18 protein-coding genes are annotated in these 18,501 nt (G+C 62.1%); 9 read left to right on the plus strand and 9 right to left on the minus strand.

What is annotated here, in order from left to right; translation table 11 throughout:
- Positions 1-80 precede the first annotated feature (80 nt).
- The 8 genes from C5J22_RS12060 (at position 81) to C5J22_RS12095 (ending at position 8,265) form a co-directional block, all read left to right on the plus strand.
- Positions 81-833, plus strand: coding sequence for a FadR/GntR family transcriptional regulator (locus C5J22_RS12060; RefSeq protein WP_105400657.1), 753 nt, complete (start codon positions 81-83; stop codon positions 831-833).
- 77 nt (positions 834-910) lie between these two features.
- Positions 911-1,816 (plus strand): 5-dehydro-4-deoxyglucarate dehydratase, encoded by a 906-nt coding sequence (kdgD, locus tag C5J22_RS12065; protein ID WP_105438527.1) that lies wholly within the window; start codon positions 911-913, stop codon positions 1,814-1,816.
- A gap of 3 nt (positions 1,817-1,819) precedes the next feature.
- Positions 1,820-2,956 (plus strand): mandelate racemase/muconate lactonizing enzyme family protein, encoded by a 1,137-nt coding sequence (locus tag C5J22_RS12070; protein WP_105438404.1) that lies wholly within the window; start codon positions 1,820-1,822, stop codon positions 2,954-2,956.
- Entirely contained in the window at positions 2,956-3,822 is an 867-nt protein-coding gene (locus C5J22_RS12075) for an amidohydrolase family protein (RefSeq protein WP_105438405.1), read from the plus strand. Before C5J22_RS12070 ends, C5J22_RS12075 begins: the two co-directional genes overlap by 1 nt.
- Before the next feature lie 82 nt (positions 3,823-3,904).
- Entirely contained in the window at positions 3,905-4,876 is a 972-nt protein-coding gene (locus tag C5J22_RS12080; protein ID WP_105400654.1) for a TRAP transporter substrate-binding protein, read from the plus strand.
- Positions 4,877-4,960: 84 nt separating this feature from the next.
- Positions 4,961-5,482 (plus strand): TRAP transporter small permease, encoded by a 522-nt coding sequence (locus C5J22_RS12085; protein ID WP_105438406.1) that lies wholly within the window; start codon positions 4,961-4,963, stop codon positions 5,480-5,482.
- Positions 5,482-6,762 carry a TRAP transporter large permease gene (locus C5J22_RS12090; protein ID WP_105438407.1) on the plus strand — a complete coding sequence of 427 codons (1,281 nt, stop codon included), beginning with the start codon at positions 5,482-5,484 and terminating at the stop codon, positions 6,760-6,762. The genes C5J22_RS12085 and C5J22_RS12090 overlap by 1 nt, the downstream gene beginning before the upstream one ends.
- A gap of 69 nt (positions 6,763-6,831) precedes the next feature.
- Positions 6,832-8,265, plus strand: a complete 1,434-nt coding sequence (locus tag C5J22_RS12095) for an aldehyde dehydrogenase family protein (RefSeq protein ID WP_105438408.1) — start codon at positions 6,832-6,834, stop codon at positions 8,263-8,265.
- Between the two features lie 59 nt (positions 8,266-8,324).
- On the opposite strand, the gene msrA is transcribed toward C5J22_RS12095, so the two are convergent.
- The 8 genes from msrA to C5J22_RS12135 all read right to left on the minus strand — a co-directional run bounded on the left by msrA (position 8,325) and on the right by C5J22_RS12135 (position 16,486).
- The gene (gene msrA, locus C5J22_RS12100; protein ID WP_105438528.1) at positions 8,325-8,849 is read right to left on the minus strand and encodes a peptide-methionine (S)-S-oxide reductase MsrA; all 525 of its coding nucleotides are present in this window, start codon (positions 8,847-8,849) and stop codon (positions 8,325-8,327) included.
- Between the two features lie 74 nt (positions 8,850-8,923).
- Complete coding sequence (locus tag C5J22_RS12105; RefSeq protein ID WP_105438409.1) at positions 8,924-9,616, minus strand: hypothetical protein; 693 nt, start codon at positions 9,614-9,616, stop codon at positions 8,924-8,926.
- Positions 9,617-9,624: 8 nt separating this feature from the next.
- Positions 9,625-10,677, minus strand: a complete 1,053-nt coding sequence (locus tag C5J22_RS12110; RefSeq protein WP_105438410.1) for an ABC transporter ATP-binding protein — start codon at positions 10,675-10,677, stop codon at positions 9,625-9,627.
- Between the two features lie 49 nt (positions 10,678-10,726).
- Complete coding sequence (locus C5J22_RS12115; protein ID WP_046608602.1) at positions 10,727-11,569, minus strand: carbohydrate ABC transporter permease; 843 nt, start codon at positions 11,567-11,569, stop codon at positions 10,727-10,729.
- The gene (locus C5J22_RS12120; RefSeq protein WP_105438411.1) at positions 11,559-12,491 is read right to left on the minus strand and encodes a carbohydrate ABC transporter permease; all 933 of its coding nucleotides are present in this window, start codon (positions 12,489-12,491) and stop codon (positions 11,559-11,561) included. The genes C5J22_RS12115 and C5J22_RS12120 overlap by 11 nt, the downstream gene beginning before the upstream one ends.
- Before the next feature lie 14 nt (positions 12,492-12,505).
- Positions 12,506-13,789 (minus strand): sugar ABC transporter substrate-binding protein, encoded by a 1,284-nt coding sequence (locus C5J22_RS12125; RefSeq protein WP_105438412.1) that lies wholly within the window; start codon positions 13,787-13,789, stop codon positions 12,506-12,508.
- Positions 13,790-13,838: 49 nt separating this feature from the next.
- Positions 13,839-15,440, minus strand: a complete 1,602-nt coding sequence (locus tag C5J22_RS12130) for an FAD-dependent oxidoreductase (RefSeq protein ID WP_105438529.1) — start codon at positions 15,438-15,440, stop codon at positions 13,839-13,841.
- 14 nt (positions 15,441-15,454) lie between these two features.
- Entirely contained in the window at positions 15,455-16,486 is a 1,032-nt protein-coding gene (locus C5J22_RS12135; protein ID WP_105438413.1) for a LacI family DNA-binding transcriptional regulator, read from the minus strand.
- A gap of 106 nt (positions 16,487-16,592) precedes the next feature.
- Here C5J22_RS12135 and C5J22_RS12140 point away from each other — a divergent pair, with 106 nt between their 5' ends.
- A complete protein-coding gene (locus tag C5J22_RS12140; protein WP_105438414.1) occupies positions 16,593-17,252 on the plus strand; it encodes an SGNH/GDSL hydrolase family protein in 660 nt (219 codons plus the stop codon).
- 64 nt (positions 17,253-17,316) lie between these two features.
- Here C5J22_RS12140 and C5J22_RS12145 read toward each other — a convergent pair whose 3' ends face one another.
- The gene (locus tag C5J22_RS12145) at positions 17,317-18,498 is read right to left on the minus strand and encodes a mandelate racemase/muconate lactonizing enzyme family protein (RefSeq protein ID WP_105438415.1); all 1,182 of its coding nucleotides are present in this window, start codon (positions 18,496-18,498) and stop codon (positions 17,317-17,319) included.
- Positions 18,499-18,501 lie beyond the last annotated feature (3 nt).

The raw sequence follows: 18,501 nt of genomic DNA on the forward strand, positions 1-18,501 counted from the left end.
GGAGCGGGTTCGGAGTGGCGCTCGACTTGACATATGGGTTGACGCGATATTGTGATGCGCCGCTGCGCAGGGAGGAACGAATGAGCGTTGAAACCAGACTCGATACCGGCAAGGGATCGAGGACGCTTGTTTCCCGCCTCGGAGAAACGCTGCGCCAGGCGATTGCGGCAGGCCAGTTTCCTCCGGGCTCACGCCTGCCGAGCGAAGCGCAGCTGACCGAGGCGCATGGCGTCAGCCGCACCGTCGTGCGCGAGGCGATCGCATCGCTGCGCGCCGACCGGTTGGTGGAAGCACGTCAGGGCGCCGGCGTCTTCGTACTGGAGCCGTCGCGCAACGTGCAGCCGGTCATGCTCTCCCTTTCGAATATCGATCTTGCCCGCGTATCCTCGATGATCGAGCTCCTGGAGCTCAGAACAGCGGTGGAAGTCGAGGCTGCGGGGCTTGCCGCCCTTCGCCGCTCCCCCGCACAGGAAGAAGTCATTCTCGATCGCCATTATGCGGTCCGCGCCTGTCTCGAGGCCGCAAAACCAACCAGCGAGGCGGATTTCGCGCTGCATCTTGCCATTGCAGAAGCCACCAACAATCCCCGTTTCCGCGAATTCCTGACCATGATCGGCCGCAGCCTGATCCCGCGCGCAGCACTGCGCCCGGACGATTCGGAGGCTGATCAGGCTGCCTATATCAAGCTGCTCGACGAGGAGCACAACGCGATCGTCGTGGCGATTTCCGACGGCGACGAGGAACGCGCCCGCGACGCGATGCGCCGGCATCTGCGGGGCGCGCAGCTGCGCTATCGCACCCTCCTCCGGGAGCTGCGCGAATCTGTAAGATGACTTGTTGACACAAGTCGAGGCGACCTGTACGACAATTTTTGTCTGGAGGAGACGCTTACAAAGGAATTTTCTGAATGATGACGCCTGAAGAAATCAAGGTTGCACTTGGTGCCGGCCTGCTGTCCTTTCCCGTCACCCATTTCGACGCGGAAGGCGAGTTCCAGCCGGAAAGCTATCGCCGCCATGTGGAATGGCTGTCGGGCTATGATGCACCGGTCCTGTTTGCCGCCGGCGGCACGGGCGAATTCTTCTCGCTGTCTCCGAATGAAGTTCCCGTCATCGTGTCGGCCGCCAAGGAAGCCGCCGGCAAGACCGCGATCGTCTCCGGCTGCGGTTTCGGCACCCATGTGGGCGTGGAAATGGCCCGCGCGGTCGAAAAGGCCGGCGCCGACGGCATCCTGTTGCTGCCGCATTACATGATCGATGCGCCGCAGGAAGGCCTTTACCAGCATGTGAAGCGCATCTGCCAGTCGGTCGGCATCGGCGTCATGGTCTATAACCGCGACAACTCGATCCTGTCGGTCGACACGCTGAAGCGCCTCTGCGACGAATGCCCGAACCTGATCGGCTTCAAGGACGGCAGCGGCGATATCGGGCTTGTCCGGCAGATCACCGCCACCATGGGCGACCGGCTGATGTATCTCGGCGGCATGCCGACCGCCGAACTTTTCGCGGAAGCCTATCTCGGCGCCGGCTTCACCACTTATTCGTCGGCGGTCTTCAACTTCGTGCCGGGTCTTGCGGTCGATTTCTACAAGTCGCTGCGCGCAGGCAACCGTGCCCGCTGCGAGGAAATCCTCAAGGACTTCTTCTATCCCTTCATGGCCATCCGCAATCGCCGCAAGGGTTATGCCGTCTCGGCCATCAAGGCCGGTGTGCGCCTGCAGGGTTTCGACGCCGGCAAGGTGCGCCCGCCGCTCGACGACCTGACGGCGCAAGAAGAAGAGATGCTCCTGAAGCTCATCGGCCCCTGGAAGCGCTAATCCATGAAGATCGCGTCCGTCCGCACCCATCTCCTCGAACACAGGCTCGACGTCGCCTTCGAAAGCGCCTCGATGCGCTTCGATCGCCGCGCCCATGTGCTCGTCGAGATCGAGTGCGACGACGGCACGATCGGCTGGGGCGAATGCCTCGGCCCGGCCCGGCCGAATGCGGCCGTGGTCGCTACCTACGCGAACTGGCTAGTCGGCGAAAATCCGCTCGAAACCGAAAAGATCTGGGCGCGGCTCTATAATGCGCTGCGCGACCAGGGCCAGCGCGGCCTCGCCGTCACGGCACTGTCCGGCATCGACATCGCGCTCTGGGATATCAAGGGCAAGCATTTCGGCGTGCCGGTCTCGATCCTGCTCGGCGGACGTTTTCGCGAGAGCGTCAAGGCCTATGCGACTGGCAGCTTCAAGCGCGACGGCGTCGACCGCGTGGAAGACAATGCGACCGACGTCGCCGGCTATTGGCAACAGGGTTTTCACGCCAGCAAGATCAAGATCGGCTTCGGCGTCGAGGAGGATCTGCGGGTCGTCCGCGCGGTGCGCGACGCCGTCGGCCCCGACATGCGGCTGATGGTCGACGCCAACCATGGTTACGACGCCATCGAGGCGATCAAGTTCGGCCAGGCGGCTGCCGAGCTCAACATCGACTGGTTCGAGGAACCGGTCGTGCCGGAACAGCTCGCCGCCTATCGCGAGGTCCGCGCCCGTCAGCCCATTCCGGTCGCCGGCGGCGAGACCTGGCACAGCCGCTGGGGTATGCGCGAGCCGGTGGAAACCCGCGCCGTCGATATCCTGCAGCCCGACCTTGCCGGCGTCGGCGGTTTTACCGAAGCCAAGCGTGTCGCCGACATGGCAGCCCTTCACGGCATCCGCGTCGTGCCGCATGTCTGGGGCACCGCTGTCCATATCGCGGCCGCCCTGCAGTTCATGGCGGCAATGATCCCGAGCCCGGTTCGGGTCAATCCGATCGAACCGATCCTCGAATTCGACCGTACCCACAATCCGTTCCGTCAGGCGGTGATCAAAACCCCGATCGAACACGAGCGCGGCGTGGTGCAGATCCCGAACGGCCCAGGCCTCGGCATCGAGATCAACCGCGACGCGCTCAAAGAATTCCGCATGGGAGACATCTGATGCTCGTCCGCACCCTTTCCGGCACTCCACCCAAGACCAGGCTGCCCAAGGGCGCGGTCGACACCCAGATGCATGCATATCTGCCGGGCTTTCCCTCTTTGCCCGGCGGCCCCGGCCTTCCGGCCGGAGATTTGCCGACCCCGGCCCAATATCTCCAGTTCATGCGCTGGATCGGCATCGATCGGGTCATCGTCACCCAGGGCAATGCCCAGCAGCGCGACAATTCCAATCTCAACGCCTGCCTTGCGGAATTCGGTTCGGTTGCCCGCGGCGTCTGCGTGATCGACAGCACCACGTCGGAAGCCGAACTGGACAGCCTCGTAGCAGCCGGCAATGTCGGCGCCCGCATCATGGACCTGCCGGGCGGCGCGGTGAATCTGTCGGAACTCGAAGCGGTCGACGCCAAGGCTGCGTCCCGCAACTGGATGGTCGCCGTCCAGTTCGACGGCAGCAATATTCTCGACCACGAAGAACGCCTGAAGAACCTGAAGTCCCGCTGGGTCTTCGATCACCACGGCAAGTTCTTCACCGGCGTCACGCCCGATAGCCCGCAGGTCGATGCCGTCAAGCGCCTCATCGACGGCGGCAAGTGCTGGTTCAAGTTCGCCGGCGTCTACGAATCCTCGAAGGCCAGCGGCCCGGATTATGCCGATGTCGCCGCGGTCGCCCGGGAAATCGCCCGATATGCACCGGAACGCATCGTCTGGGGCACCAACTGGCCGCATAACCTCGCCCGCGAACAGGCCGATTATCCGGATGACGCGGCGCTGACCGATACCGTGCTCGGCTGGTTGCCGGACGATGCGGCACGCGAGCTCGCGCTCGTGAAAAACCCCGAAGAACTTTACGGCCTGCCCGCCCGATAAACGGCACGGGAGGCCTGAGGAAGACTGATAAATTCAACGACCGGGGCGTGGAGGCTCCGGCGCTCACTCAGAGGAGGACAACATGAAACTCACGAAACTGCTCGGCCTTGCCTTCGGCCTCGCGCTCGGCGCGACGGCCGCCAATGCACAGGTTACCCTGCGTTCCGCCGACATCCATCCGGACGGTTATCCGACCGTTGATGCCGTCAAATACATGGGCGAACTGGTCTCCCAGCGCACCAACGGCCGCATCAAGATCCAGGTGATGAACAACTCGGTCCTTGGCGGTGAAAAGGACACGATCGAGCAGACCCGCTTCGGCGTCATCGATATGAACCGCGTCAATGCTGCGCCGTTCAACAACCTCGTGCCGCAGACCACCGTTCTCGGCCTGCCCTTCCTGTTCCGCTCGACCGAGCACATGCACAAGGTCGTCGACGGCCCGATCGGCGACGAAATTCTCAAGGCCTTCGAACCGCATGGCCTGGTCGGTCTTGCCTATTACGACTCCGGCGCTCGCTCCTTCTACACGACCAAGAAGCCGATCACCAAGCTTGCCGACCTGAAGGGCATGAAGATCCGCGTCCAGCAGTCGGACCTCTGGATCGCCATGATGCAGGCTTTCGGCGCCAACCCGACGCCGATGCCGATGGGCGAAGTCTATTCCTCGCTCGAAACCGGCGTGGTCGACGGCGCGGAAAACAACTGGCCTTCCTATGAATCGGCCCGTCACTACGAGATCGCCAAGAACTATACGCTGACCGAACATTCGCTGAACCCGGAAATCCTGGTCATGTCCAAGATCTCCTGGGACAAGCTGACGCCGGAAGACCAGAAGATCTTCCGCCAGGCCGCCAAGGACTCGGTCGTCAAGATGCGCGAACTCTGGACCGCCCGCGAAAAGTCCTCGGAAGCCAAGGTTCGCGCCGGTGGATCCAACGTCATCAAGGTCAACAAGGATGAGTTCTCGGCCGTTATGAAGCCGGTCTATGACAAGTTCGTCACCGATCCGAAGCAGAAGGCCCTGCTGGAACAGATCCAGGCCGTCAAGTAAGCCGACCGGAGACCGGCCCTCGCCAAGAGGGCCGGTTTTTTCTTGCATATCCGGCAGCCTTGCTGCCGCGAAGAGGACAGGATCATGAGAAAATTCATGCTGGCCATAAAGCCCTATCTGGGCGGGCTTAGCCGCATATCACTTTATATCTCCGGCATCGGCATGATCGCCATGACCCTCATCGTCGGATGGCAGGTGTTCGGCCGTTATGTCCTCAACGACTCGCCGAGCTGGTCCGAGCCGCTGTCGCTCTATCTGATGTCCTGGTTCATCATGCTCGGAGCCGCCGTCGGCGTGCGTGAGAGCGTGCATCTCGGGCTCGATATCGTCCGCTACGTCATGCCGCCGGCAATCCAGAAGGCCATGGACCTGCTGAGCCTGGGCCTGATCGTGCTCTTCGGCATCGGCATGGCCTATTATTCGACGCTGCTGGCCATGGGTACCTGGTCGGCCACCATTCCCGTTCTCGGCTGGCCGGGCGGCACCGACTTCTTCCCGATGATCGCCGGCGGCGCCATGATCTCCCTTTTCGCTCTGGAGCGCTTCGTCGACGTCGCCATCGGCGAGGAAGTTGCTGCCGACGTACTCGTGCAGGAGGCTGCGTAATGGCCTACGCCATTCTTTTCGGTTCTTTCACATTCCTCATGCTGGTCGGCATGCCGATCGCCTTCTGCCTCGGCATCGCCTCCTTCGCGACGGTCCTCTACATCGGCCTGCCGCCGATCGTTGTCTTCCAGCAGCTGAATTCCGGCATGAACGTCTTCGCCATGATGGCGATCCCGTTCTTCATCTTCGCCGGCGATCTGATGGTGCGCGGCGGCATCGCGCAAAGGCTGATCCGCTTCGCGGCAGGCCTTGTCGGCCACATGCGCGGTGGTCTCGGCCAGGTCAACGTCGTCGCCTCGACGCTGTTCGGCGGCATTTCCGGCTCGGCCGTAGCGGACGCGTCGGCCGTCGGCGGATTGATGATCCCGCAGATGGCTGCGCGCGGTTATGACAGGGACTATGCAGTCAACGTGACGGCCAACGCCGCCATCATCGCGCTGATGATCCCGCCCTCGCACAACATGATCCTCTATTCGATCGCAGCGGGCGGCAACGTCTCCGTCGCCGACCTCTTCACGGCCGGCATCGTTCCTGGCCTGTTGCTGGCCGGGGCGCTGATGATCACAGCCTGGTGGGTCGCCGTAAAACGCGGTTATCCGGCCGACCCCTTCCCGGGCTTCGCCCGCGTCGGTTATTACCTGCTGGCTTCGCTGCCCGGTATCCTTCTGATCGCCATCATCTTCGGCGGCGTCCGCTCCGGCGTGTTCACGGCAACGGAAAGCTCCTGTATTGCCGTCATCTACGCCTTCCTTGTCGCCATGCTCGTCTATCGAGAGCTGAACTGGGAAGGTTTCGTCGAGGCCGTCATGGGCGCCGTGCGCACCACCGCCATGGTACTGCTGGTCATCGGCACCGCGGCCGCGTTCGGTTGGCTGATGGCATTCCTGCAGGTCCAGACCCTGATCATCGCGGCGATCAGCGCTGTTTCGGACAACCCGATCATCGTGCTCCTGATGATCAACGTCATCCTGCTGGTCCTTGGCACGTTCATGGACATGGCGCCGATGGTCATCATCTCGACGCCGATCCTGCTCCCCGTCGTCAAGGCCTTCGGCATCGATCCGGTCCATTTCGGCGTCATCATGATCCTCAATGCCGGCATCGGCCTCAACACGCCGCCGGTGGGAACCGTGCTTTTCGTCAGTTGCGCGGTCGGCGGCATCACGATACGTGAAGCGATGCGCACAATCTGGCCTTTCTTCGGAGCCAGCATCGCAGTATTGCTGCTCGTGACTTACATCCCTGCCCTGTCGCTCTGGCTGCCAAGCGTTTTCAGGTAAGCGACTGAACAAGCTCTATCTGACGGTCCCGCCCCCATGGCGGGGCCTTTCACATGAAAGGAGAGGTCCATGACCATCTACCAGAACCTGATCGCCGGCGAATGGGTCGGCTCGGACGCCTCGAAGAACATCAACCCTTCCGACACGAATGATGTCGTGGGCATGTATGCCCAGGGCAGCGCCGAAGACGCCAAACAAGCGATCGCCGCGGCAAAGGCAGCATTCCCTGCCTGGTCGCGCTCCGGCATCCTCGAACGCCACGCGATCCTGAGAAAGACTTCCGACGAAATCCTCGCGCGCAAGGACGAACTCGGCGCGCTTCTCGCTCGCGAGGAAGGCAAGATCCTTCCCGAAGCGACCGGCGAAGTCATCCGCGCCGCCCAGATCTTCGATTTCTTCGCCGGCGAAGCGCTGCGCCTGACCGGCGAACTGGTGCCGTCTGCCCGTCCGAATATCGGCGTCGAGATCACCCGCGAACCGCTCGGCGTCATCGGCATCATCACGCCGTGGAATTTCCCGATCGCCATCCCCGCATGGAAGATCGCGCCGGCGCTCTGCTACGGCAACACCGTCGTCTTCAAGCCTGCCGATCTCGTACCTGGCTGCGGCTGGGCGATCGTCGACATCCTTCACCGCGCCGGCCTGCCGAAGGGCGTCCTGAACCTCGTCATGGGCCGCGGCTCGGTCGTCGGCCAGGCCATGCTCGACAGCCCGGACCTCGCCGGCATCACGTTTACCGGCTCCACCGGCACCGGCAAGCGCGTCGCGCTCGCCTCGATCGAGCATAACCGCAAGTTCCAGCTCGAAATGGGTGGCAAGAACCCGATGGTTGTCCTCGACGACGCGGACCTCAACGTCGCCGTCGAAGCCGCCGCCAATTCGGGCTTCTTCTCGACCGGCCAGCGTTGCACCGCCTCCTCGCGCCTGATCGTGACGGAAGGCATCCACGACAAGTTCGTCGCAGCGCTCACCGAGAAGCTGAAGACGATCAACGTCGACAACGCCATGAAGGCCGGCAGCCATATGGGCCCGGTCGTCGACGACAAGCAGCTGAAGCAGGATACTGACTATATCGAGATCGGCAAGAACGAAGGCGCCAAGCTCGCCTTCGGCGGCGAACTCGTGAAGCGCGACACGCCCGGCTTCTATCTGCAGCCGACGCTGTTCACCGAAGCGACTAACCAGATGCGGATTTCGCGCGAGGAAATCTTCGGGCCGGTCGCTTCCGTCATCCGGGTGAAGAACTACGAGGAAGCGCTGGCAACCGCCAACGACACGCCGTTCGGCCTGTCGGCGGGCATTGCCACCACCAGCCTCAAGCATGCGACGCATTTCAAGCGCAATTCCGAGGCCGGCATGGTGATGGTCAACCTGCCGACGGCAGGCGTCGATTTCCACGTGCCGTTCGGCGGCCGCAAGGCCTCGTCTTTCGGCCCGCGCGAACAGGGCAAGTATGCCGCGGAGTTCTTCACCGTAGTGAAGACCGCCTACACGCTCGCCTAAACAAAAAAGGCGCTGCCATTTCGAAATGGCAGCGCCTTCAATTCGGAAATCGAGATAGCTTATTCGGCGGCAGCAACGCTGGCGCGCTTCGGCAGCTTCCAGTTCGGACGCGGGAAATGGCATGTATAGCCATTCGGATAGCGCTCCAGGTAATCCTGGTGCTCCGGTTCGGCCTGCCAGAAATCGCTGACCGGCTCCACTTCCGTCACCACCTTGCCCGGCCATAAGCCCGATGCGTTGACATCGGCGATCGTATCTTCGGCGACGCGCTTCTGCTCGTCGTTCTCGTAATAGATCGCCGAACGATAGCTCATGCCGATATCGTTGCCCTGGCGGTTCTTCGTCGACGGATCATGGATCTGGAAGAAGAATTCAAGGATATCGCGATAGCTGGTCTTGGCCGGATCGAAGATGATCTCGATCGCTTCGGCATGGGTGCCGTGATTGCGGTAGGTCGCGTTCGGCACGTCGCCGCCGCTATAGCCGACACGGGTCGAAACCACGCCGGGCAGACGCCGGATCAGGTCCTGCATGCCCCAGAAACAACCACCGGCCAGTACGGCCCGTTCGGTAGACGTCGTCATGCTTTCCTCCTTCGGTTTTGGATTTGCACCTAAAATGGCGATCCGGCGGAAGAAATTCAATCCATCTCCACCACTCAGCCGGCCGCCGCGTCAACGATGGGACGCACCGCGGCCTCGAGGCTTTCGGATGTGGTGCCGGTGACAATGACACCGAGTAGCGGCGCTGCAATGCCCGCCACCTTCAACTTTGCCATATCGCTGGCCACGAACCGCTTCTGGCTCGGAGCGATGACCGGAATGCCGGCCTTCGAGGTGATTTCCCTGTAGCGGCCAAGATCGGTCTCGTTGAGCGGCCTGCCGTAATCGGCAAACGACGCGACGGATGCCTCCATCATCGCGCCGGGAATGGCGACGATGGTCTTCAAATCCTCGTCAGTGCTTTTCTCGCCTAGCGCCGGGATCGGGCGGAGCTTCGACTGCAGCAAATGCGGCTGAAGATGGTCGAAATAGACGTTGAAGCCTTCAAAACCCAGTTCGGCCAAGGCATCGAGTTCGTCCGGCGTCGGCACCGTCTCCTGGCCGGCCATCACCAGCAGCGGCACCCCGAGCGGCGCCAGCCTCTCGAAAAACGGCCGCTCCTCGGCAAAACTGCCGAATGTCGTGCCGGTCGCGCGGTGATAGGCGTTGAGATGCACCTTGATCGCAAAGGCCCCTGCCCCGATCGCCGCCTTGGCAAGATCGAGGTCGTGCCGGGCGAGCGAGACGATGACCGGGAATTCGCCACCGCGCAGCGCCTTGGTGAGCCTGGTTTCGGGATAGTTCGGCATGACGGCCCTCAGTTCAGACGCTGGCCGCCGTCGGCGGCGAAGAGATGGATATTGCCGAGTTCCGGCCGCACCCGGATCGTCGCTCCCGGCGACAACGATACCCGTTCGCGAAACACGCCGGTCACCAGTGTCTCGCCAAGCTTCATCGTCACCTGCGTCTCGGACCCCATCGGCTCGACCAGCACGATTTCCGCCGGCACGCCGCTCTCGTCCAGGGCAAAATGTTCGGGACGAATGCCGTAGACCGTCTTTCGATCCTTGTGCCCGTGCGCTGCCTCGGGCAGCGGCAGCAAAATACCGGGCGCGGAGAAGCCTTCAGGCGTAATCGTGCCGGTCAAAAAATTCATCGACGGCGAGCCGATGAAGCCCGCCACGAACTGGTTGGCCGGCCGGTCGTAAAGGTCGAGCGGTGCGCCGATCTGCTCGACCCGCCCGCCGTTCAGCACGACGATCTTGTCGGCCATGGTCATCGCTTCGACCTGGTCGTGGGTGACATAGATGGTGGTCGTCTTCAGCCTCTGGTGCAGGCTCTTGATTTCGCCGCGCATGACGACGCGCAGTTTCGCGTCAAGATTGGAAAGCGGCTCATCGAACAGGAAGACCTTGGGGTCGCGGACGATCGCCCGGCCCATCGCAACGCGCTGGCGCTGGCCGCCGGAAAGCTGGCGCGGGTAGCGATCGAGCAACGGCGCAAGACCAAGGATGTCGGCTGCCCATTTGACCCGTTCGGCGATCTCCGCCTTGCTGCCACCTCGGTGTTCCAGCGAGAATCCCATATTGGTCGCGACCGTCATGTGCGGATAAAGCGCATAGTTCTGGAAGACCATGGCGATGTCGCGGTCCTTGGGGTCGAGGTCGTTGACCACCCGCCCGCCGATATTCACCTCGCCGCCGGTAATTGTCTCCAGCCCGGCGACCATTCTGAGCAGCGTGGACTTGCCGCAGCCGGACGGGCCGACCAGCACCACGAACTCGCCGTCGGTGATGCCGAGGTCGATGCCGTGGATGATGTCGACGGCGCCATAGCTCTTGCGGACATTGGAAAGGGTAACTTCAGCCATCAATCAGATTTCCGTTTCTTCAGCCCCAGTGTTTCAAAAAGTGAGTTTTTCAACCCTTGAGGCCGGTATGCGCGAGCCCTTCGACGAATTGCTTCTGCGCGATGATGAAGACGATGAGAACGGGCAGCGCCGTCAGGGTTGCGGCTGCAAGCTGGATGTTCCACATCGGCCCGCCATAGGCGTCCGTGTATTGCGTCAGCGCCTGCGGCAGCGTGAATTTATCGGCACTCGACAGAAACACGATCGGTTCCAGATAGAGGTTCCAGGAGTGCAGGAAGGTGAAGATCGCTACCGACGCAAGCGCCGGCCTTGCAAGCGGCAAAGCGATCTTGCGAAAAATCTTGAAACGCCCGAGGCCATCGACCCGCGCCGCCTCTTCGAGTTCGACAGGCAGCGCAATGAAGAACTGCCGCATCACGAATGTCGCGAACACGCTCGGCGCACCGAAGATCGGCACCAGGATCAACGGCCAATGGGTGTTGACCATGCCCGCCTTCAGGAACATCTGGAAAAGCGGCACGATCGTCACTTCCGATGGGATCAGGAGCCCGAGCAGCACGACCATGAAGATCGCATTGGCGAACGGAAACTTGATCCGCGCGAAGGCATAGCCCGCCATGGAGGATACGACCATCGTGCCGATCGTCACCAGTGCGGCGATATAGGCCGAATTCCAGTACTGCTTCACGAAGGGCTGCAATTCGAAGACCTTCGAATAGGTCGTCCAGTCGTAGCTTTCCGGCAGGAGCTGCGGCGGAAAGGCAAAAATGTCGCTGATCGGCTTCACCGACGACGTCACCATCCACCAGGTCGGAAAGACGAAGGGGATCAGGAGAACGCAGAGCAGGCCGTAGAGAAACACTTGTCTGCGCGGGGAGAGCTCAGCTTTCATAAAAAACGATCCTCTTGCGCATCTGCCACTGGGCGAAGGTAAGCACGGCGACGATCACGAACAGCATGATCGACAGCGTCGAGCCGTAGCCGAAGAAATGGAACTGGAAGGCCTGCTGGTAGAGATAGTAGACGAGCACTGTGGTGATGAGCCCAGGACCGCCTTGCGTCAGCACCGCGATCTGCGCGAACACCTGCAGCGATCCGACGATGGTGATGATCGAGGTCAAAAGGATCGTCGGGCTGATCAGCGGTAGGGTGATGCGGCGGAACTGCTTGAAGCGCGGGGCGCCGTCGATGCGGGCCGCCTCGTAGAGTTCGTTCGGCACGCCCTGGAGGGCGGCGAGGAAGAGGATCATGTTGAGGCCGACATTCTTGAACACCTGCACCACGATGACCGAAATCATCGCCGTCACCGGTTCGCGCAGCCAGTTAGGCCCCTCGATGCCGAAGACGAGCAGCACGCCGTTGATGCCGCCGTTCTTCTGCAAAAGGAAACCCCAGACGATCGTCCAGGCGACCAGCGACACCACGACCGGCGAGAAGAACAGCGTACGGAAGAGGGTGATGCCGGCGAGCTTCTGGTTGAGCAGCACCGCAAGCAGCAGTGCCAGGCTCAGGTTGAAGATCACCAGCCCGGCGGAGAAGATCGCCGTCGCCCCGAGCACAGACGGCAGGCTCGTGTCTTCGAGAAGCATCTGGTAGTTCGCGAGGCCGGTATAGGTGAAGGTATTGGCGAGCACGTTCCACTCGTGCAGCGAATACCAGAAGACGAGGCAGAGCGGGATCAGCACAAAAAGCGTGATCCCGATCAGTTGCGGGGCGATGAAGAGAAATCCGGCGAGGCTGTCGCGCCGCGCGACCGTCCAGAACGACGATGAGGAGCGGCCTTCCGGACGGGCGGTTTGCTGCACGACAGCCATCGACACGAGCCCCCTTAACGCTTCAGAAGCGGGCCGATCTGGCCGCAGATCTGCTGGAGGGCTGCCGGGATATTCGCATCCGGACGCCAGACGGCATCGAGGCCCGAACGAACCACCTGCTGGATCTGCGCAAAGCCCGTATGGCCCGGAATTACCTTGCCGGTGGCGATCCCGGAGATCACGACCTTGTCGATCTGCTCCTGGCTCAGCAGCGGATTGGTCTTCTTCAGCACTTCGGCGTTCAGCAGCGACTTGCGGGCCGACGGGAAGAACTGGCTAAGCTTGGCCGAGTTTTCTGGGTTCGTCATATAGGCGACAAATTCGGCGGCCGTCTTGGCGTTCTTGCCCGACTGCATGACGCCGACACCGGCCTGGCCGATCAGCGCATAGTTGCCTGCCGGCCCCTTCGGCAGCGGCACGAGATCCCAGGCGAACGGCTTGTCCTTCGGCAGCAACGAGGCGCGGCTGATCTGGGTGATCGTCATTGCCGCATTGCCGGCGAAGAAGTCGACGCTTTCGCCGGGGCCTGGCATCGCCCTGTTCTTGAAGACGGCATCGTGAATGAAGGTCAGTGCGTCGACCATCGGCTTTTCGGTCATCGTGCAGGTCTTGCCGTCGGCGCTCCAGGGCGAAGCCCCCCAGCCGTTCCAGACGGAGGCGAGGTTCTGCCAGATCTGGTAGTTGAAGTCGCGGACGATCAGGCCGCCCTTGCCGGTCTTGCCAACGGTGGATGCGGTGGCGATGGCGTTGTCCCATGTCCACTGGTTGGCTGCGATCATTTCCGCCGGCGTCTTGGCGCCGGAAGCCTTGATGAGGTCGTTATTGACGAACATCGCAAACGGCGAGGTCGAGAACGGATAGGCAAACAGCTTGCCGTCCTTGGTCCAGCGCTCGGCGGCCGTGGTGCTCAGTTCTTCCGTATTGTAGCCCTTGGTGGCCTTGAGCGTGTCCGTCAGCGGATAGAGCGCGCCGGAATTGACGAAGTCATAGGCGGCGGTTTCGAAGATCCAGGCCATGTCAGGTGCATTGCCACCGGCGATCTGGGTCGTCAGCGCCGTCGTATAGGTATCGAAGGGCAGCGACTCATAGGTCACCGTCACGTTCGGATGGTCCTTTTTGAAGCCGGTAGCGATGTCGCTGAACAGCTTCAGATGCGCCTCGTTGGCGCTCCAGATGGTCATGCGCAGGTTGACCGCGTCCTGGGCGTTGGCGATGCCGCTCCCCACGGGCGAAATGCCGAGCGGCACGGCAACCGCGATTGCGGCTACCGCCGATTTCAATGTCTTGTAATAGTTCATTCCCGTTCCTCCTCCAAAGATTGGTTTGATAGACAGGCTCCTGGCCGTCCTAATAAGCAGCGACGTCCGGCCAGCGCATTTCGATGCCTTCACGTGTAAGCTCTCTCTGGAAATTCTGGAGCTTCTCGTCGTTTTCCTGGACCTGATGCGGCGTAAGATTTTTGTCGAGGCAATGGGCGGCAAGCATGCCGGCGACCTCTCCGATATTCCATTCGACCGGGTGCAGCCGATAGCAGCCATTGGTGATGTGGGTCGTGCCGATGTTCTTGCCGGCCGGAATGAGGTTCTTCACCCGCTGAGGCAAAAGCGCGCCGAGCGGAATCTCGAACGGGCAGGACGGCACGTCGATATAGTTGTCGCCGCCGGTCGAGGGATGCAGGTCGATGCGGTACATGCCGATGCCGATGCTGTCGCGGTAGTTGACCGCGCCCTTCTCGCCGCGCACCGAATAGGACAGGTCCTGCTCGACGATGCGGGTGACCGGCTTGATGCGGCGGCTCTCGCGGATATAGGGAGCCATGGCAAGCCCGTGCTCGGTGCCGGTAATGTCGCCGCGCAGGCGAAGCCCCGGAAAGCCCTGGCCGCCATCGACCCGCGGCGCTTCGGTCTGCAGCCAGTAGAACAGAGAATAGGAGAGGTCGGCAGCCGATTTCAGCTGCTTTGCCTTGTCCTCTTCGGAAAGGTCGATGATCGTGCCTTCCATGTAGTCGATCATCGGCCAGTTCACGAGGCAGATGTCGGAGGCGTAGGCGCCGGCCACGAAGTTGTTACGCGCCGCGATGCGCCGGAAGATCCACAGGTTCTCGTCGCCGCCGCCCTTGCGCTGGTCGGCATCGACGGCGAGCGGATCGTCATTCGGATTGGGCGTGAACGAGCGGGTGGTGAAATCGAGCGTGCGCGGATGCGGCGCGGTGAAGCCGAGCAGCGGGCCGCCCCAGAAATGCGGCTGGTACGCGCGCCAGTAATCGTAGTTCTCCGGCTTGTCGATCGTCTGGTCGCCGTCGACGTGATCGATCGCAAAGCAGATCGATACGGCCTGGACATTGTCCGGCTGCGCTTCAGACGGCGCACTCGGCTCGCCGGTGTCGGACTGGGCCTCGAAGCCCTTCACATATTCCGTGCCGGTCATCGGCAGCAGATCGCCGAGTTCCGTTGCATCGAGGATATAGGCGGCGGAGATGGTGATCTCCCGTCCGGTGTCGCGATGCCGAACGGTAACGGAGCGCACCGTATCCCCGTCGACATCGGCGGCGACCGGGCGATACGGCTGCAGCACCTTCAGCTTGCCGGCGCCGCGATAAGGCATCAGCATCGCTTCCATGACGGCGAGACTGACGCGCGGTTCGGCGCAGATACGGCTGACCCAGCCGGAACCGGGATTGAGGTCGCCCCAGGCGCGTGCGCCCTCGGTCAACGGATAGTGGTCGCGGTAGTATCGGCGGATGCCTTCCCGCAGCTTTCGGTAGGAGCGGGTAATGCCGAACTGCTCGACCCAGGTATGCTCGTCGGAGGGAACCGCCTGGCTGGTCAGCTGGCCGCCGATCCAGTCGAACTCCTCGGTCATGATCACGCTGCGGCCGGCCCGGCATGCACCAAGTGCTGCCGCAACACCGCCGAGACCGCCGCCTACCACCAGAATATCCGTATGCATCTCTGTCACGTTGATCATGTCCGTATTTTTGCGGGTCCAAGGGTTTCCCCCTCGACCGGTTCACAGGTCAGAAGAATTTGTTGGCCGGCATCGCCGCTCTCGATGCGGCGCACCAGCATCGCAGTTGCCTGCCGACCCATCTCCTCGCGGGGGATATCGAAGGCAGTGAACTGCACATGGCTGCGTTCGGCGCGGATATGGCTGCCCAGCACGACGGCGGAAAAATCGCCGGGAATGGACAGGCCCTGCGCCCGGGCAGCCGCCTCGACGCGCACCGCATCGGCGAGCTCGACGAAGAAGGCGACAGTCGCACCGCTGCCGAAAAGAGCGTCCAGTATCTCGTCTGCCGCTCGGCCCACTGTTTCGATATGCAGGACAAGCTCGAGACCGTCACCAAGGGCTCCATCAAAGCCCGACCATCGATCGGCAGTCGATTCCGCCGGTCCCGGCGGACCGATATAGGCAAGCTTCGAATGCCCGAGCACCCTTGCCTTCTCGACCAGCGCCCGCGTGCCGTTCGCATAATCGCCGCCGACATAGGGAACCGGCCCGCCGGCGTCCTCGCGTCGGCCGATCGCCACGAACGGATAGTCGCCGGATACCAGCCGCGTCAGCTCAGTGCGGTCGAATTCGCGGCCGAGCACGAGGCAGCCATCGGCGATCCTCAAGCGATTACCGTCGGCAAAGATTTTTCGATCCTGCCCGACGCCGGCCCCGGTCAGGAGCAGAAGGTCGTAATTCTGGATCTGCGCCTCTTCCTCGATGCCGAGCAGGAAGGGCGTGAAGAAGTCCGCCTGGGCGCTTGGAAAGGCCGGCTCATAGGTGAACACGCCGAGAATGCGGTTCAGCCCCTTCGCCATTCGGCGAGCGATCGGATCGGCGACGTAACCGGTGGTACGGATGACCTGCTGGACGCGCTCGCGGGTCTCCTGCGGAATACGCGCCAGAGCTGTTGGCGCGCCGTTCAGCACAAGCGAAACGGTCGCCTGGCTGACGCCGGCCAATTTCGCAATGTCATGCTGAGTCAAACGCTTAGGCGCAGCCACGCAAGGTCCTCCCTCTCTCCTCTTGACTGCTAATGCGTATTAGCAGCTAATACGTATAAACAAGATTATGACGGCGGCTGTCAAGCGGGAAAATGAAGGAAAATTGATGAGGTTTGCAGAGCATTTGAAATCGCTGGAAATTTCCGGCACCCGCGTATTCGGCGACAGCATCACCGCCGGCTTCAATGCCTCACGGGCCGAACTTGCCTGGCCGGCTCTGTTTGCCGGTGCGGTCGAAGGCTTTCCGATCCGCAATCACGCCATCCCGGGAACGGTGCTGCAGGGCTCAAAATTTGTCGATGGAAAGCCGAGACTGAACAATGGCATCGGGAGGTTTGTTCAAGCGCTTCTTGATCGGCCGCACGAGGACGCGATCCTGATCCTCTACGGCTACAATGACGCTCGCTACACTGCGGCCCCCGAAACCATGAGTGTTGCAGGCTTCGTGAGGGATTATAGCCGTATCCTGAAGGGGCTGATCGCCGCCGGGCACAGGCAAAGGATCGCGATCGGCAGCCCGCCCTATATTCCCGATGCCGGATTTTCGGTTGGAAGCGCAGGGTTCACCGGCCAGACCCGTCGGGGGTTTGAGCGTTATGTGGAAGCGGTCCGCGAGCTTGCCCGGCAATTCTCGGTTTTCTATGCCCCGGTCTACGAACGGATGATGGAGCACGGTGACGGACTCCTCGCCTCGCCCGACATCACCCACCCCAACGACGCCGGCCACCGGGTGATCTTCGAAGCGTTCCGGGATGCCGCACGGTGATGATCTCTGGCTCGCCAGCGCCTCCATGCGACGGCAAGCTCAGCAGTTACGGCGCTTGCCCATGTCACCGCCTGACGACAAACTCGAACACTTCCTCCTTCGGCTCGACGCCGAGACCGGCACCGGTCGGCACCACATAGGTGCCCTCGCCCGAAGCCATGTCGCCCTTCGTATAGGTGAGGTTCCGGTCGAAGATCGAGTGCTGGTATTCATGATAGGGCACGTTCTGCAGCGCCGACGAGGCCTGCAGGCTGGCCGCCATGAAGATGCCGACGCTGATCGATGCATGCGGCATGATGTTCATGTGGAAGGTCTGCGCCATCTGGCCGATGCGGATGAACTCGGTGATGCCCGTATGGCCCATTTCCGGCTGCACGATGCTCATCGCCCGCTTTTCAAAACGTGGCCTGTATTCGTAGGTGGTGCGCAATTCCTCGCCGAGCGCCAGCGGCACGCCGATGCCGGCCGCAACCCGCGCCTGCCCCTCGAGGTTCTCCGGCTGTACCGGCGCTTCGGCAAAGTAGAGATTGTAGGGTTCAAGCCGGCGGATGATGCGGATCGCCTCGCCCGCCTCGAATTTCCAGTGCAGGTCGACCATCAGGTCGATATCCGGCCCGACCGCTTCGCGCAGAGCCGCCATTTCCTTGACGATATCCTCCTCGGAGACCACCGCCGCAAACTTGATTCCCTTGTAGCCCTTGCCGACCCAATGTTTGGCCAGATCGCAACGCTCCTTCAGCGTCGCTTTCGGCAGGCCGGAGACATAGGCGCGGATCGTATCGTGCCGTCGCCCGCCGAGTAGCGTCGAGACCGGCACCCCGAGGTTCTTGCCGGTCAAATCCCAGAGCCCGATATCGACGCCGGCCAGCGCGTCGAGATAATAGCCGCCGAAGAAACCGCGCACCCGCATCAGGTCGTAGAGGTCTTCATGGATGACCGCCGCATCGCCCGGATCGCGGCCGATGATGACCGGGCCGAGCACGTCGTCGATGATCGCCTTGGTCGCCTCTGGCGCGACGATCCCATAACACTCGCCCCAACCGACCTTGCCGCTCTCGCCGGTGACCTTGATCAGCAGGGTCATGTCGGTCGAGGGATAGATGGTGCGGTTGCCCTTGCGGATCAGGTAACCGCGAGCGTTGATCGCCTCGCCTTCCTTCAAAGGCCCAAGATAAGGCACCTCGCGGGGAATGGAGATGATGAAGGTCTCGACCGAGACGATCGCATCGACGACGTTTTTCGGCATGGG

The organism is Neorhizobium sp. T25_13 (assembly GCF_002968675.1).
GTDB lineage: Bacteria > Pseudomonadota > Alphaproteobacteria > Rhizobiales > Rhizobiaceae > Neorhizobium > Neorhizobium tomejilense.